The organism is Sinisalibacter aestuarii (assembly GCF_027923545.1).
Classification (GTDB): Bacteria; Pseudomonadota; Alphaproteobacteria; order Rhodobacterales; family Rhodobacteraceae; genus Sinisalibacter; species Sinisalibacter aestuarii.
The window spans coordinates 109285-124395 of the sequence record NZ_BROH01000007.1; the positions used below are offsets into that span (position 1 = coordinate 109285).

Genomic DNA, 15111 nt, shown 5'->3' on the forward strand with positions numbered 1-15111 from the left:
TCTAGGGGCAACCGCACGAAGGGGCAACCCCGAATGCCCGCGGTTCATTCTTCATCGGCGTCGTCGACGTCGTATTGCCCGGAGATCGCCCGGCGCACGAAGGACCAGCTCATGCCGATGCCGAGCACCAGCGAGACGGCGAACAGGCCGATCCAGAGGCTGAAATCGGGGTCGTCGAGCGATAGCCAGCCCCAGTCCCACAACACCCAGAGCAAAGCCGCAACCACAGCGGTGACCAGGAGAATGCCGAAGCCGCCAATCGAGCGGATTGTGGCGCGAAGGTAGATCACCCAGGCTACGAGCAGGAGCAGCCCGAGCAGCACCGTGAGGGGAAGCTGGCCGGTCAGGTGGCTGCTGGCCCAGCGGACGTAATTGAAGCTGGTCGGATTGAACGTCGCCGCCACCAGCACGAAGGCGAACAGCCAGCGCAGGAAAAAGCCCATCTCGGTCTCCGTTTTCCTACCCTTCACCGAAGCAGGCGGGCCTGTCCAGACTGCGTAACTCGGGCGGGTGCGCTCAGCGCTTCGGAGCCGCGCGGGCGTTACGGCGCAGCCAGGCCCCGACCGCCAGCATCACGGCGGCGACGATGATGGGGTTCAACGCGCCAACGAGCACGGCAAAGAGGGTAAAGGCGGATTCCCAGTCACTGCGGGTGGCCCATGGCAGGGTGCGCGCGACCGATAGCGCGAGGCCGCCGAGTGCCACCAGGGGTGCGCCCCACATCAGCCAGAGGCCGGCGCGGTTGTCTTTGCCGGCGCGGTCAGGCGGCGGGCCCGGCGCCATTGCGGAGCTGCGCATCGGATTCCGCCGTTGGCCGTGGAACCGAGCGGCCAGACCGAGGGCGATTACGGCCCCGGCGAGCATCACCAGGACCACGGCCAGGGAAAGATAAAAAACGGTGACGATAGGCCCCATGCCCGAGCTGTCGTCCCAGATGGCGACGCCCTGCCAGCCGAGGACCGCGGCGGCCAGAACGGCGAAACCGGCAAGACTGAAAAGCAGGATACTCATAACGCGCATCGGTTCGTTCCCAGACTGGTACGCCTGTCGGATACCAGTGCAATCGGGCGTGACTGTGGCACGAAATTGTTGTTTCGCCCAGGCCCGCGGCCCGCTATACGGTGCCCGGCTTCACACCCGGAGGATCATATGGCCAACGTTGTCGTCGTGGGCGCCCAGTGGGGCGACGAGGGAAAAGGCAAGCTGGTGGACTGGCTGAGCGAGCGCGCCGATGTGGTCTGCCGCTTTCAGGGCGGCCATAATGCCGGCCATACTCTGGTGATCGACGGCGAGGTGTTCAAGCTCAACGCGCTGCCCTCGGGCGTGGTGCGCGGCGGCAAGCTCTCGGTGATCGGCAACGGCGTGGTGCTCGACCCCTGGCATCTGGTGAGCGAGATCGAGGCGATTGCCAAACAGGGCGTGACGATCACCCCCGAAAACCTGATGATCGCGGAGAATACGCCGCTGATCCTGCCATTCCACGGCGAGCTCGACCGGGCGCGCGAGGCGCAGAACTCGGTGGCCAAGATCGGCACCACCGGGCGGGGCATTGGCCCGGCCTATGAAGACAAGGTGGGCCGCCGGGTGATCCGCGTCGCCGACCTCGCCGATCCGGCGACGTTGGAACTGCGCGTCGACCGGGCGCTGGTGCACCATAATGCGCTGCGGGCGGGGCTTGGGCTGGAAGCAATCGACAAGGCGGCGCTGATCGCGCAACTGAATGAAATCGCGCCGAAAATCCTCGCCTATGCCGCGCCGGTCTGGAAGGTGCTGAACGAAAAGCGCAAGGCCGGCAAGCGCATCCTGTTCGAAGGCGCGCAAGGCTCGCTGCTCGATATCGACTTCGGCACCTATCCTTATGTGACCTCCTCGAACGTCATCGCCGGCCAGGCGGCAACGGGCGTGGGCGTGGGGCCGGGCAGCGTCGATTACGTGCTCGGCATCGTCAAGGCCTATACCACCCGGGTGGGCGAGGGGCCGTTTCCGACCGAGCTGTTCGACGCCGATGGCGACCGGCTGGGCGAGCGCGGCCATGAATGGGGCACCACCACCGGGCGCAAGCGCCGCTGCGGCTGGTTCGATGCCGCGCTGGTGCGCCAGACCTGCGCGATCAACGGCATCAACGGCATTGCGCTGACCAAGCTCGACGTGCTCGACGGCTTTGAGGAGCTGAAAATCTGCACCGGCTACGAACTCGACGGCGAAAAGCTCGATTATCTGCCCACCGCCGCCGATCAGCAGGCGCGGGTGACCCCGGTTTACGAGACGATGCCGGGCTGGAGCCAGTCGACCGAGGGCGCACGCAGTTGGGCCGAATTGCCGGCGGAGGCGATCAAATATGTGCGCCGCGTGGAGGAGTTGATCGACTGCCCGGTGGCGCTGCTCTCGACCAGCCCCGAGCGGGAAGATACGATCCTCGTCACCGATCCTTTCGCGGACTGAGCCGATGACCTTCAAAGCACGCAAACGCCTCGCTATCCTGGTGCTCGTTCTCGGCCTGCCGGCCTATATCATCCTTGCGGTGGTGATCGTCGGCCAGTTCGAGCGGCCAAGCCTGCTGGTGGAGCTTGCGGTCTATGTCGGGCTTGGCGTGATCTGGGCACTGCCGCTCAAACGGCTGTTTCTCGGCATTGCCCGCCCCGATCCGGACGGCGAAAACGAAACGGAGTGACCGCGAGGGCCACTCCGTTCAGTCTTTCAGGCGGTTGACCGGCGCTCAGGCGTCGGCGTCGAAGAACCGGCTTTTCTTGCTCAGCACGAAAATCCCGCGCTTGACCTTGGTGATGCGGCCATCGCGCAGCAATTTGCCGAAGGCGCGCAGGCCCTCTTCGCGCGACATGTCGGGCATGGTGCTGCGCACCAGCGTCATCAGCTGCGGGCGGGTCACGTTGGCGCGGCCGACTTCCTGGGTGAAGAAGGCGACACCGGCCTCGACCACGTCGTCATAGCCCTCGGCATCCTGATGATCGAGGAAGGCGCGGAACCCGGCCACCATCGGGGTGGCATCGGCTTCGGCGTCGCCATCCAGTTCATCCTCGTCGATATCGCGGGCCACGGCCAGATTGCCCGCCGCCACCCGGCGCGGACGCACCGGCGAAACCGGCTGGGCCGGCTCGGAGGCGGTGGCGTCTGCCGGTTCGTCGATCCGCTGTTCGGAAACCAGCACCAGCGGCGCGAGGCGGCGGTGCGGGCGCTTGCCCTGCATGTCACCGGCATCGGGGCGGCGCGGGCGCACCACACGGGCCAGATCGGCGCGGTAGGCATCCTGCGCTTCCTGCTCCTCTTCGTCTTTCGACGGTGCGTCGCCATCGGCGCGGGTGGCCTGGACGGCTTGCTTGAGGTGCTGGATCGCCGAGCGCCGGCGCGAGGCCTCGCCGCTTTCGAGCTGGGTGTTGGTCTTGGCCAGGATCCGGTCGACGGCGGTGTCGGTATCCGACAGCTCATGCTCGTCGAAAGCGGTGCGAAGCGGCGCGCGGTGCGGCACTTCGATCCGGTCGGCAGGCATCTCGTCGGCCTCGTCGATGGCGAGCGGATCGTGCCCGGCTTCGGTGGCTTCGTCCTCTTCGTCCTCGTCGGCATAGGCGGCGCGCTCGGCCTCGTCGTGGTCGGCAACGGTTGCGCGCGCGACTTCGGCGAGTTCGGCGGCGAGGTCGGCCTCATCTTCGTCCGACAGCGTGCTTTCGCCGGGCACCGCGAAACCGTCATCCTCGTCCTCATACTCGGCTTCGGCGGGCTTGGCGGGCATCGGGCGGCGCACCTTGATAACGCGGGCAACCGGGCGCGGGCGCGCATCCGGCGCCGGCGCGTCGGCGTCCGCGGCCGCTTCGGCTTCGTCCTCGGCGATGTCGGCGTCGTTCTCATCGAGCCCGGCGATCAGGCTGGCGACGTCGTCGTCATCCTCGTCGGCCCCGGCCTCATCGGCCACGATCACCTCGTCCTCTTCCATCACTGCGGGGTGGGTGAGCGAGCCGAGCACGGCGCTGATCGCGTCGTTGTCGTCGTCAGCGCTCTGCTCATCGCCGCCGGTGAGGGCGTCTTCGAGCACGTCTTCATATTCATCGGAGAGATCGGCGAAATATTCCTCACCGTTCTCATCTTCGAGAAAATCGCCATCGCCATTGTCGACCACGGCGCGGATGCGCATCAGCTTGTCGGTCACCGATCCGGCGACGGGCTGGTCGGCCTCCTCGGCCTCGGCGGCGGCGCGTGCTTCTTCCTCGGCGCGGCGGGCGGCCTCTTCGGCCTCGGCTTGCGCCCTGGCGGCCTCTGCGGCTTTCGCCTCTTCCTCAGCCTTGCGTGCAGCCTCTTCCGCGGCCTTGCGTGCGGCCTCTTCCTCCGCCGCCTTGCGGGCGGCTTCGGCCGCCTCGGCGGCCTTGCGTTCGGCTTCCTCTTCAGCGGCTTTGCGCGCGGCCTCTTCTTCGGCGGCTTTGCGGGCGTCTTCCTCGGCTGCCTTGCGCGCCGCATCCGCCTTGGCCTGTTCCGCGTCGCGGGCGGCTTGCGCCTCGGCCTCGCGCGCGGCCTCGTCGGCGGCGCTGTCGGCGATCAGCCCGGCGGGAGCGGCGACCGCATCGTCATCGGTCTGGCGCAGAATCACGCCATGCTCGCTCACCTTCGCCTCGACCCGCCTCTGAATCTCGCGCTCGGCGATACGATGCAGCATCTCGGCATCCGGCGTCGGCGGCTCGGCCCCGAAGTAACGGTCATCCGCCGCAAGGTCGCGGAAATACTCGGCAATCGACCGCATCGTTGAAAACGGGTCGTCGAATCCTTCCAGCGTACAGCTGAAGGTGCCGTAAGAAACGGTGAGGATCCTGCTCGTGTTCACCATCTACTTGTCGCTTTCTCCCCCGATCCAGCAACAATCGGTTTACCATGGACACCACGTTGAAATTGCACAAAACCGGGAAATTGCCGGTGTTTTTTCGCGGCGGGAATATGGATAGTTTCCAGATCGGATACAGTTAGGCATATGAAAGCCGGTTTTGCACCCTTTTCGGAAAAAGTAACGCTCCTCGGCGGGGGTGAGCTTACGCCGGCAAGTGTTTCCGATTGCTTGACGCGCGCGCCGAATCTCGTCGTCTGCGATGGCGCCGCCGCCCGGGCGCTTGAGATCGGCCTGATGCCGCAGCGCGTTGTCGGCGACATGGACAGCCTCGACGATGCCACCCGCGCCCGGCTCGATCCGGCGATCCTGCACGAGATCGCCGAGCAGGAAAGCACCGATTTCGAAAAGGCGCTGAGCACGGTCGAGGCGCCGCTGATCCTCGGCGCGGGCTTCATGGGCGGGCGGCTCGATCATGAGCTTGCCTGCTACAACGCGCTGGTGCGCCATGCGGGGCAGCCCTGCATCCTCGTCGGCGAGCGCGATATCTGCTTTCACGCACCGAAGCCCGTCAGTCTGATGCTGCCGGTGGGCATGCGCGTTTCGCTCTTTCCCATGGCCGAGGTCGTGGTGGACGGCGCCGGGCTGGAATGGCCGCTCGACCGGCTGCGCCTCGCGCCCTGGGGGCGGGTGGGCACCTCGAACCGGGCGGTGGCGGAGCGGGTGGAGATCGCCCCGAACGGGCATGGCCTTCTGGTGATCCTGCCGCGCGCCGGACTCGACGCGGCAATCGCGGCGCTGGCCGGCTAGACGATCCGCCGTTCCAGCGCCCCTGCGCTCACGCTTGTCACCCGCCAGAACGCCTCGGCCTCCGGCCCGATTCGCTCAAGCAGCCGGTCGAGGTCGATCTGCCGCAGGGCGCGGCGCAGCGCGATGGCAACGGGTTCGATGGCGTGATCGGGGGTGAGGTTATGATCGGGCCGCAGCCCGCGCGCCTCCGCTTCCAGCGTGGCGCGGTCGGCCCAGGGCTTTGGCGCGGCCTCCGGATCCCAGCCCGCCACGAAGAGCGCGCGCAGCACGGCGGGCAGAAGATCGGCGAAGGCCATCACTTCGCGCGGGGCAAGCCGGGCGCGGAAGGCGGTAAGCACGCCCTGCACGGCGGTATAGGTCATATTGTCGGAGCTCAGGCCGAGCGCCTCCTTCGCGTCGGCGAGGAAGGCCTGCCAGTCCTTGCTGGCGTGGCGGTAGGCCCAGGGCATCGGCATCGGGTTTTCCTTTCCGGCGGGCAGGGGGAGTGTAGCACGCTCGCGCCGGGGTCAACAATTCGGCACCGCCACCGCCAGCCCGCCAAGCGCGGTCTCTTTATACTTCTCATGCATGTCGCGCCCGGTCTCGGCCATGGCGGCGATGCAATTGTCGAGCGGCACGAAATGGGTGCCGTCGCCGCGCAGCGCCAGCGCCGCCGCCGAGACGGCCTTGATCGCGCCAAGCCCGTTGCGCTCGATGCAGGGCACCTGCACCAGCCCTTTCACCGGGTCGCAGGTCATGCCGAGGTGATGCTCCAGCGCGATCTCGGCGGCATTCTCGATCTGTGCCGGGTTGCCGCCCAGAACCGCCGCAAGCCCGGCGGCGGCCATCGCCGAGGCCGACCCGACCTCGGCCTGGCAGCCAAGCTCGGCGCCCGAGATCGAGGCATTGTGCTTGATCAGCCCACCGATGGCGGCGGCGGTGAGCAGAAAGTCCGGCAGGCGCGCCTCGGTGGCGCCCGGCACATGGTCGAGCCAGTAGCGGATTACGGCGGGCACCACGCCGGCGGCGCCATTGGTGGGCGCGGTCACCACTTGACCGCCGGCGGCGTTTTCCTCGTTCACCGCCATGGCGTAGACACTCATCCATTCATTGGCGATATGCGGCGCGGCGAGGTTCAGCCCGGCCTCGGCCTGCAGCCGCTCGTGAATCGCGCCCGCGCGCCGCTTCACGCCGAGCCCGCCGGGCAGGATGCCCTGGCCCGCAAGCCCACGGTCGATGCAGGCGCTCATCACCGCCCAGATCCGTGCGATCCCGGCGTCGATCTCGGCGGGGCCGCGGTGGTGGCGCTCGTTGGCGCGCTTCATCTCGGCGATGGTCTTGCCGGAGGCCGCCGCCATGTCGAGCATTTGGGCGGCGGTCCCGAACGGGTAGGGGTGGCCGCTGCGCCCGCGTTCTTCACGCGCCGCGCCGGCCTCCTGCTCGGCCCCGGTCACCACGAAGCCGCCGCCGATCGAATAATAGGTCTCCTGCACGATCACGTCGCCCTGCGCATCGGTGGCTATCAGCTTCAGCCCGTTGGGATGGCCGGGCAGCGGCGCGCCCCGGTCGAAGATCAGATCGCGGGCGGGGGCGAAGGCGAGCTGCGGCAGCCCTTCGGGGCAGACATGGCCCTCGGCGATGATCCGGCCCAGCTCCGCCTCCGCCGCCCCGGCATCGTAATCGTCGGGCAGAAAGCCCGCGAGGCCGAGGATCACCGCCCGGTCGGTGGCATGGCCCACGCCGGTATGGGCGAGCGAGCCGTGGAGCGTGGCGCGCAGCCCCTGCGCCACGAGGTGGCTGGCGCGCAGCGTGTCGAGAAACCGCCCGGCAGCCACCATCGGCCCCATCGTATGCGAGGAGGACGGGCCGATCCCGACCTTGAAGATCTCGAAAACGGACAGAAACATCGCGCGCTCCCGCTGGTTCGCTCAAAAATGACACGGATGCGCCGCGCCGCAGGTTCGAAAGCGACGTCCCGCGCCCGGTTTGGCCGGGTCTCGGGGTGGCGGCGGATCAGCTGGGGCGGGTGAGCACGAAGGCGGCGCCGATGGCGATGCCCACCCCCTGCACGGCCAGCGCCCAGCCCGGCACGCCGAGGGCGAGGCTGAGCGCCAATACGGCGGCCATGGCGATCACCGCGCGGGCCTTGGTGCGCGCCGAGATCGCGCCGCGTTCTTCCCAGTCGCGGATCGGCGGGCCAAGGCGCGGATGATCGACGAGCCAGTTGCGCAAGCCCGGCGATGCCCTGCCGAACCCGAAGGCGGCCACCAGCAGAAACGGGGTGGTCGGCAGCACCGGCAGGGCGAGCCCCGCCAGCCCCAGCGCCAGCGCGCCCCATCCCAATGCAAGGAAACCGAACCGTCCCATCGCGGGCTACATTATCGGGCGGGCCTGGCCGGCCGGATCGGCTCCCGCCCACCGGCGTGGCAGGGCCACAAACGCCCCCGGCGTGGCGGCCGGCCGGGTTTTCGTGGCGTTACGATATGTCCCGAGCATAAGCATGCTGGTAACCTAATCCGCCGCCGGGCAGGGCGAAAGCCCCCGATGACCGGCGAACCGGCCGATTTGCCCCTCGCGCGCTCGCCCCTTCTTTCCTATAAGCGGCGGGAACACGAAAGAAGGAGTCGGGGATGTCGTCCAACCTCTCACCGATCGACACCGCAAAGTTCGTCGCCGCGAAGCGGGCGGTGGATTTCGTCGAAGACAAGATGCGCGTCGGCCTCGGCACCGGCTCCACCGCCGCCTGGATGGTGCGCGCGCTGGGCGAGCGGGTGCGCGAGGAAGGGCTGACGATCATGGGCGTGCCCACCTCGACGCGCACCGCCGAACTGGCGGCGCAGGTGGGGATCGAGGTGGTCAGCCTCGACGAGGCGCGCTGGCTCGACCTCACCATCGACGGGGCCGACGAATTCGACGCCGACCTGAACCTGATCAAAGGCGGAGGCGGCGCGCTGCTGCAGGAAAAGATCGTCGCCACGGCGTCGGACATGATGATCGTCATCACCGACCCGTCCAAGCAGGTCGAGCATCTCGGCGCCTTCCCGCTGCCGGTGGAGGTGGTGCCCTTCGGCTGGCAGACCACCAAGGCGCTGATCGAGGAAAGCCTCGACGGGATGGATGTGCTGGGCCGGAGCGGCACGCTCAGGATGAACGGCGATGCGCCCTTCGTCACCGACGAGGGCAATCATATCGTTGACCTGCATCTGCAACGGATCGGCGATCCGCGCAAGCTGGCGCTGATCCTCAACCAGATCCCCGGCGTGGTGGAAAACGGGCTGTTCATCGACATCTGCGACAAGGTGGTGATCGGCCATCAATCGGGCCGGGTCGAGGTGATCGACATCAACGAAGGCACCCACCACGAAGACGTGATCCACTTCGCCGACGACGACAATATCTTCAAGGATCTCTGAGGCGGGGATGGCCGATACGACCTTTCCCGTCCTGCCCGCGCGCAAGCGCGCCAAGCTGATCCAGCTTGTCACCTATGCGGTGTTCGGCGCAGCGGCGCTGGTGCTGGCGCTGATCGGCCCCTGGGGCTGGATCGGCTGGCTGGTCGGCGGCGCGCTGCTCGGCCTGGCCGTCGGCAAGGCGGTCTCGCTCGTGCGGATGCGCTATGTGGCGAAGGTTACCGCCGCCGGGGTGACGGTGTGCCTGCCCTCGGGCCGCGAGATGCAGGCGCGCTGGGGCGAGATCCAGGCCCATACGATCGACCCCGAAAAGGGTCTTGGCGGGCTCGTGGTCGGCCCCGCCTCCGGTGGCCGGGTGCGGATCGTGCCCATCGCCACCCGGGATATGGGGCCGGAGGCGGCAAAGGAACTGCTCGCCGCGCTCAAGACGCGCTTGCCCAGGCTCGAATACCGGGTGCCGACGATGGGTAAAGGCTGACTGGCGCGTCCCTTCTTCGTTCGTGAAATACCTCACGGGCCCTCTCGGCGATTTCGAATTGCGAAATCGCCTGCCGGGTTACCGAAAGGGCAAATGCCCTTTCGTCCAGGTCCGGGAGGGCAGCGCCCTCCCGGCGGGTCGGCCCGCGCAGGCGGGCCGACAGCACCACTGGCCTTCCCGCCCCGGCTGCGTTAGCAACGGCTGAAACCAGACGAGGGCCACCCATGTCCACATTCGACTACGATCTTTTCGTCATCGGCGGCGGCTCCGGCGGCGTGCGCGCAGGCCGTGTGGCGGCCGAGACCGGCGCGAAGGTGGCGCTGGCAGAGGAATTCCGCATGGGCGGCACCTGCGTGATCCGCGGCTGCGTGCCGAAGAAGCTGATGGTCTTCGCCTCGCATTACGGCCCCGCCGCCGAGGAGGCGCGCGATTATGGCTGGGATTACGAGGGCGGCAGCTTCAACTGGGGCCGGTTCCGGCCCAAGCTGCATGCCGAGCTTGACCGGCTCGAAGGGATCTACCGCAGCAATCTCGGCAAGGCGGGGGCCGATATCTACGATGCCCGCGCCACGGTGAGCGATCCGCATAAAGTGACGCTGTCGACCGGCGAGAGCTTCACTGCCAAACATATCCTCATCGCCACCGGCGGCGCGCCCTATGTCCCGACCACGCCGGGCGCGGAACTGGCGATCACCTCGAACGATATCTTCCACCTCGACACCTTCCCAGAGCGCATCCTGATCGTCGGCGGCGGCTATATCGCCTGCGAATTCGCCACGATTTTCAAGGGCCTCGGCGCGCATGTGGCGCAATGGTACCGCGGCGCGCAGATCCTGCGCGGCTTCGACGACGAGGTGCGCGGCCATCTTGCCGAGATCATTCGCGGTCAGGGCGTCGACCTTCATGTCGGCCTCGAGGTCGAGCGGATGGAAAAGCGGGGCGGCCGGATCTGGGTCAAGGGCACCGACGGGCGTGAGGACGAGTTCGACCAGGTGCTCTACGCCACCGGCCGCCATCCCAACACCACCGGCCTCGGGCTGGAAGAGGCGGGGGTGACGCTGGGCCGCTGGGGCGAGGTGATCGTGGACGAGTACGGCCAGACCTCGGTGCCCTCGATCTATGCCGTGGGCGATGTGACCAACCGCATCCAGCTTACTCCGGTGGCGATCCGCGAGGGCGCCGCCTTTGTCGAGACGGTGTTCAGGGGCAACCCGACCAAACCCGACCACGAGCTTGTGCCCTCGGCGGTGTTCACCACGCCGGAATACGGCTCGGTCGGGCTGACCGAGGAGCAGGCGCGCGAGCGCGAATGCGTCGATGTCTATTGCGCCGCCTTCCGGCCGATGCAGAAAAGCTTTATCGGGCGGGCCGAGCGGGTGCTGTTCAAGCTGATCGTGAGCCAGGAGAGCCAGAAGGTTCTGGGCTGCCACATCGTCGCCGACGGGGCGGGCGAGATGATCCAGCTCGCCGCCGTGGCGATCAAGATGGGGGCGACCAAGGCCGATTTCGACCGGACGGTCGCGGTGCATCCGACCATGGCGGAGGAAATCGTGCTGATGAAACAGCCGACCCGGAGCCACTAAACGGCTACAACCGGGTTGAAAACATCGGGGTGGAGGCACAAATCAGGCCCGAACCCCTTGGACTGAGTGAAAAGAGGAACGGACCAATATGGCCAGTGACAATGGCGGCCCCTGGGGCGGCGGCGGTGGCAACCGACCGGGCTCGGGCGGTGGCGATGACAGGGGCGGACGACGCCCCCCGGGCGGCGACGGGCCGCAGATACCGGAAATCGACGATCTGATGAAGAAAGGCCAGGAGCAGTTGCGCGTGCTGATGGGCGGGCGCGGTGGCGCCGGCCGTCGCGGCGGCGGCAATGGCAATGGCGATGCGCCGGGGCCGAGGATCGGCCGGGGCGGGATCGCGCTGGCCGTTCTGGCCGTGATCGTGGCCTGGGTCTTCGCCTCGTTCTACCGGGTCGACACCTCGGAGCAATCCGTCGAGCTTCTGTTCGGCGAGCGTTATGCGGTCGGCACCGAGGGCCTCAACTTCGCGCCCTGGCCGGTGGTGACCAAGGAAATCTACCCGGTGACCCGGGAGAACACCGTCGATATCGGCACCGGCCTCGATGCCGGGCTGATGCTGACCGGCGATGAAAACATCGTCGATATCGACTTTCAGGTGGTCTGGAACATCGGCAATATCGAGGATTTCGTCTTCAACATCGCCGAGCCGGTCGACACCATCACCGCGGTTTCGGAATCGGCGATGCGTGAGATCATCGGCCGCTCGAACCTCGCCCCGATCCTCAACCGCGACCGTGCGGCGATCGCCCAGGAGCTGGAAGAGCTGATCCAGTCGACCCTCGACAGCTACCAGTCGGGCGTGAGTATCGTGCGCGTCAACTTCGACCGGGCCGACCCGCCGCGCGAGGTGATCGACAGCTTCCGTGAGGTGCAGGCGGCGGAGCAAACCCGCGACACGCTTGAAAAGCAGGCCGACGCCTATGCCAACCAGGTGATCGCCGGCGCGCGGGGTGAAGCCGCGCAACTGCTCGAAGAGGCGGAAGCCTACCGCGCCCAGGTGGTCAACGAGGCCGAGGGTGAGGCGGCGCGCTTCGTCGCGGTCTACGACGAATACGCCAAGGCTGCGGACGTGACCCGCAAGCGCCTTTACATCGAAACCCTGGAGCGCGTGCTTGGGGATGTCGACAAGGTGATCATCGACGATGGCGTTGGCGGCTCGGGCGGTTCGGGCGTGGTGCCCTACCTGCCGCTCAACGAGCTGCGCCGGTCTACCGATACGGGGAGCGCGAACTGATGCGACGGACACAGATACTTATCGGCGTCATCGTTCTCGCGGTGATCGTCGGGCTCAATTCCTTCTACATCGTCGACGAACGCGAAAAGGCGCTGCGCCTGTGGTTCGGCGAGGTGACGGCGGAAATCACCGAGCCGGGGCTTTATTTCAAAGTGCCGGTGCTGCACGAGATCGCCAAATACGACGACCGTATCCTGCCGCTCGATACCGAGCCGCTCGAAGTGACGCCGGCCGACGACCGCCGGCTCGTGGTCGATGCCTTTGCGCGCTGGCGCATCTCCGACGCGACCCAGTTCCGCCGTGCGGTCGGGGCGTCGGGCATCACCGGTGCGCGGCAGCGGCTTGAACGGATCCTGAACGCCGAATTGCGGCAGGTTCTCGGCCAGGTCGATTCGGGGGCCGTGCTTTCGGTCGACCGGGCGGCGCTGATGAACCAGATCCGCGACCAGTCGCGCGACGAGGCGGCGGCGCTCGGCGTCGAGGTGATCGACGTGCGGATCAAGCGCGCCGATCTGCCCGAGCAGAACCTCGCGGCCACCTTCGAGCGGATGCGGGCCGAGCGCCAGCGTGAAGCGGCCGACGAGATCGCCCGCGGCAACGAGGCGGCGCAGCGGGTGCGTGCGCAGGCCGACCGGACCGTGGTCGAGACCACCTCGGAGGCGCGCAAGCAATCGGAGATCATTCGCGGTGAGGCCGATGCGCAGCGCAACGCGATCTTCGCCGATGCCTTCGGGCGCGATCCGGAGTTCTTCGCCTTCTATCGCTCGCTGAAAGCCTACGAGGAAAGCCTGAAGGGCGAAAACTCGACGCTGGTGATTTCGCCCGACAGCGAGTTCTTCGACTATCTCAAGTCGGATACCGGCCCGGCGGCCCCGGCGGCCGAATGATGGGCTGGATCGCGCTGGGCCTCGGCCTCGTGCTCGTGATCGAGGGGCTGGTGTTCGCACTGGCCCCTTCGCGTCTGGACGAGCTGGTTGAGATGATGGCCTCGATCAGCCGCGACCAGCGCCGCGTCATCGGCCTGGCTGCCGTGGCGCTGGGCGTCATGCTGGTCTGGCTGGGGCGCGCGCTGGGGGTGTAGGACCGGCGGCTGCGGGCCTGTTCGCGGGCCTGCCTTGCCCCGCCGGCGGATCGCTGCCGTTTCACTTCACCGTGAAATCCCGTTGCACGGCTTTCTGTTGCGCCTTTGCCACCCTATCTCCATGTTCCAGACGGGGGCGCGGGAGGCGCGCCCCGGCGCAGACAGGAGGCCGCAGTGACAGCTCAGGCTCGTTCCATTCCAATCCCTACATCCCCCAAGCCCCGCGTTCAGGCGATCACCGCTGTGGTCCTGACGCTGGTGCTGTTCATCACCTCGGTGCCCGGTGCCATCGCGCGCGGTGCGCCCGAGACCTTCGCCGATCTGGCCGACAAGGTCAGCCCCGCGGTGGTCAACATCACCACCTCGACGCTCATCGCGCAGGACACGGCGCCCAGCCCGATGGTGCCCGAGGGGTCGCCATTCGAGGATTTCTTCCGCGATTTCCTCGACCGAAATCAGGGTGACCAGCCCCGCACCCGCCGCAGCCAGGCGCTCGGCTCCGGCTTCGTGATTTCGGAAGATGGCTATATCGTCACCAACAACCACGTGATCGAGGGCGCCGACGAGATTCAGATCGAGTTCTTCGACGGTATCGGCACGCTGGAAGCCACCGTGGTGGGCACCGACCCCAATACCGATATCGCGCTGCTGAAGGTCGAGAGCGACAAGCCGCTGCCCTATGTGAGCTTCGGCGATTCCGACGTGATGCGCGTTGGCGACTGGGTGCTTGCCGTTGGCAACCCGCTGGGTCAGGGCTTTTCGGTGTCCGCCGGGATCATCTCGGCGCGCGGGCGCGAGCTTTCGGGCACCTATGACGATTTCATCCAGACCGACGCCGCGATCAACCGGGGCAATTCGGGCGGCCCGTTGTTCAACATGGACGGGCAGGTGATCGGCGTGAACACCGCGATCCTCTCGCCCACCGGCGGCTCGATCGGCATCGGCTTCTCGATGGCTTCGAACGTGGTGACGAAAGTCGTCAACCAGCTGCGTGAATTCGGCGAAACCCGCCGCGGCTGGCTCGGCGTGCGCATCCAGGACGTGACCCCGGACGTGGCCGAGGCGATGGGGCTTGAAAGCACCGACGGCGCGCTGGTGACCGATGTGCCCGACGGTCCGGCGAAGGATGCCGGCATGGAGCCGGGCGATCTGATCGTCGACTTCGACGGGCAATCGGTGGCCGATACCCGCGAACTCGTCCGCATCGTCGGCGATGCGCCGGTGGGCAAGAGCGTGCGCGTGGTGGTGCTGCGCGACGGCGAAACCCAGACCTTGCGCGTGGTGCTTGGCCGCCGCGAAGAGGCGGTCGCGTCCGACACCGGCGCCCAGCCTTCGACGCCGGAAGCGCCGGTCGAGAAATCCGTGCTCGGCATGGACCTGACCGAGATGACCGACGCGCTGCGCGGCGATCTCGGGCTCGACGCCAACGCATCCGGGCTCGTGGTCACCGATATCGACGAAGCCAGCGAGGCCTGGGACAAGGGCCTGCGCGCCGGTGACGTGATCGAGGAAGCCGGTCAGGCCCGGGTGGCGACGATCGGCGATTTCGAAGACCGTATCGCCGATGCCCGCGACGGCGGGCGGCAGTCGATCCTGCTGCTCGTGCGCCGCGAAGGCGATCCGCGCTTCGTCGCGCTCTCGGTCGAGGAATAGGCCGGAAACGACAAAGCCCCGCCGGATGGCGGGGCTGGTCAGGGCCGTCCCCTCGCGG

Annotated in this window: 16 protein-coding genes; 10 read left to right on the top strand and 6 right to left on the bottom strand. The window is 67.5% G+C overall.

The annotated features are described in order from the left end of the window. Positions 1 to 44: 44 nt before the first annotated feature. Positions 45 to 443 (bottom strand): DUF6524 family protein, encoded by a 399-nt coding sequence (locus QMG28_RS12700; RefSeq protein ID WP_281842683.1) that lies wholly within the window; start codon positions 441 to 443, stop codon positions 45 to 47. 73 nt (positions 444 to 516) lie between these two features. Then, entirely contained in the window at positions 517 to 1011 is a 495-nt protein-coding gene (locus QMG28_RS12705) for a hypothetical protein (protein ID WP_281842684.1), read from the bottom strand. A gap of 138 nt (positions 1012 to 1149) precedes the next feature. Here QMG28_RS12705 and QMG28_RS12710 point away from each other — a divergent pair, with 138 nt between their 5' ends. Both QMG28_RS12710 and QMG28_RS12715 read left to right on the top strand, forming a co-directional pair. Continuing rightward, positions 1150 to 2442, top strand: a complete 1293-nt coding sequence (locus tag QMG28_RS12710; RefSeq protein WP_281842685.1) for an adenylosuccinate synthase — start codon at positions 1150 to 1152, stop codon at positions 2440 to 2442. A gap of 4 nt (positions 2443 to 2446) precedes the next feature. Further along, positions 2447 to 2671 carry a DUF2842 domain-containing protein gene (locus QMG28_RS12715; protein ID WP_281842686.1) on the top strand — a complete coding sequence of 75 codons (225 nt, stop codon included), beginning with the start codon at positions 2447 to 2449 and terminating at the stop codon, positions 2669 to 2671. Positions 2672 to 2716: 45 nt separating this feature from the next. On the opposite strand, the gene QMG28_RS12720 is transcribed toward QMG28_RS12715, so the two are convergent. Beyond that, the gene (locus QMG28_RS12720) at positions 2717 to 4828 is read right to left on the bottom strand and encodes a hypothetical protein (RefSeq protein WP_281842687.1); all 2112 of its coding nucleotides are present in this window, start codon (positions 4826 to 4828) and stop codon (positions 2717 to 2719) included. Between the two features lie 141 nt (positions 4829 to 4969). Here QMG28_RS12720 and QMG28_RS12725 point away from each other — a divergent pair, with 141 nt between their 5' ends. Then, a complete protein-coding gene (locus QMG28_RS12725; protein WP_281842688.1) occupies positions 4970 to 5632 on the top strand; it encodes a thiamine diphosphokinase in 663 nt (220 codons plus the stop codon). On the opposite strand, the gene QMG28_RS12730 is transcribed toward QMG28_RS12725, so the two are convergent. The 3 genes from QMG28_RS12730 to QMG28_RS12740 all read right to left on the bottom strand — a co-directional run bounded on the left by QMG28_RS12730 (position 5629) and on the right by QMG28_RS12740 (position 7978). Then, positions 5629 to 6087, bottom strand: coding sequence for a DUF2267 domain-containing protein (locus QMG28_RS12730; protein ID WP_281842689.1), 459 nt, complete (start codon positions 6085 to 6087; stop codon positions 5629 to 5631). The two genes, QMG28_RS12725 and QMG28_RS12730, sit on opposite strands and share 4 nt — an antisense overlap. A 51-nt stretch (positions 6088 to 6138) precedes the next feature. After that, positions 6139 to 7518: an L-serine ammonia-lyase gene (locus QMG28_RS12735; protein WP_281842690.1), complete on the bottom strand. Its 1380-nt coding sequence runs from the start codon at positions 7516 to 7518 to the stop codon at positions 6139 to 6141. 106 nt (positions 7519 to 7624) lie between these two features. Further along, positions 7625 to 7978 carry a YbaN family protein gene (locus tag QMG28_RS12740; protein ID WP_281842691.1) on the bottom strand — a complete coding sequence of 118 codons (354 nt, stop codon included), beginning with the start codon at positions 7976 to 7978 and terminating at the stop codon, positions 7625 to 7627. A gap of 263 nt (positions 7979 to 8241) precedes the next feature. Here QMG28_RS12740 and rpiA point away from each other — a divergent pair, with 263 nt between their 5' ends. From rpiA to QMG28_RS12775, 7 genes are all read left to right on the top strand, one after another. Beyond that, positions 8242 to 9024: a ribose-5-phosphate isomerase RpiA gene (gene rpiA / locus QMG28_RS12745; protein ID WP_281842692.1), complete on the top strand. Its 783-nt coding sequence runs from the start codon at positions 8242 to 8244 to the stop codon at positions 9022 to 9024. A 7-nt stretch (positions 9025 to 9031) separates the two neighbouring features. Then, a complete protein-coding gene (locus QMG28_RS12750; RefSeq protein WP_281842693.1) occupies positions 9032 to 9499 on the top strand; it encodes a hypothetical protein in 468 nt (155 codons plus the stop codon). Between the two features lie 224 nt (positions 9500 to 9723). Continuing rightward, positions 9724 to 11082, top strand: a complete 1359-nt coding sequence (gor, locus tag QMG28_RS12755; protein ID WP_281842694.1) for a glutathione-disulfide reductase — start codon at positions 9724 to 9726, stop codon at positions 11080 to 11082. 88 nt (positions 11083 to 11170) lie between these two features. Then, positions 11171 to 12319 (top strand): FtsH protease activity modulator HflK, encoded by a 1149-nt coding sequence (gene hflK / locus QMG28_RS12760; RefSeq protein ID WP_281842695.1) that lies wholly within the window; start codon positions 11171 to 11173, stop codon positions 12317 to 12319. Beyond that, positions 12319 to 13206, top strand: coding sequence for a protease modulator HflC (hflC, locus tag QMG28_RS12765; RefSeq protein ID WP_281842696.1), 888 nt, complete (start codon positions 12319 to 12321; stop codon positions 13204 to 13206). The genes hflK and hflC overlap by 1 nt, the downstream gene beginning before the upstream one ends. Beyond that, entirely contained in the window at positions 13203 to 13400 is a 198-nt protein-coding gene (locus QMG28_RS12770) for a DUF2065 domain-containing protein (RefSeq protein ID WP_434784441.1), read from the top strand. The genes hflC and QMG28_RS12770 overlap by 4 nt, the downstream gene beginning before the upstream one ends. Positions 13401 to 13574: 174 nt before the next feature. Further along, complete coding sequence (locus tag QMG28_RS12775; RefSeq protein ID WP_434784442.1) at positions 13575 to 15053, top strand: Do family serine endopeptidase; 1479 nt, start codon at positions 13575 to 13577, stop codon at positions 15051 to 15053. Positions 15054 to 15111 lie beyond the last annotated feature (58 nt).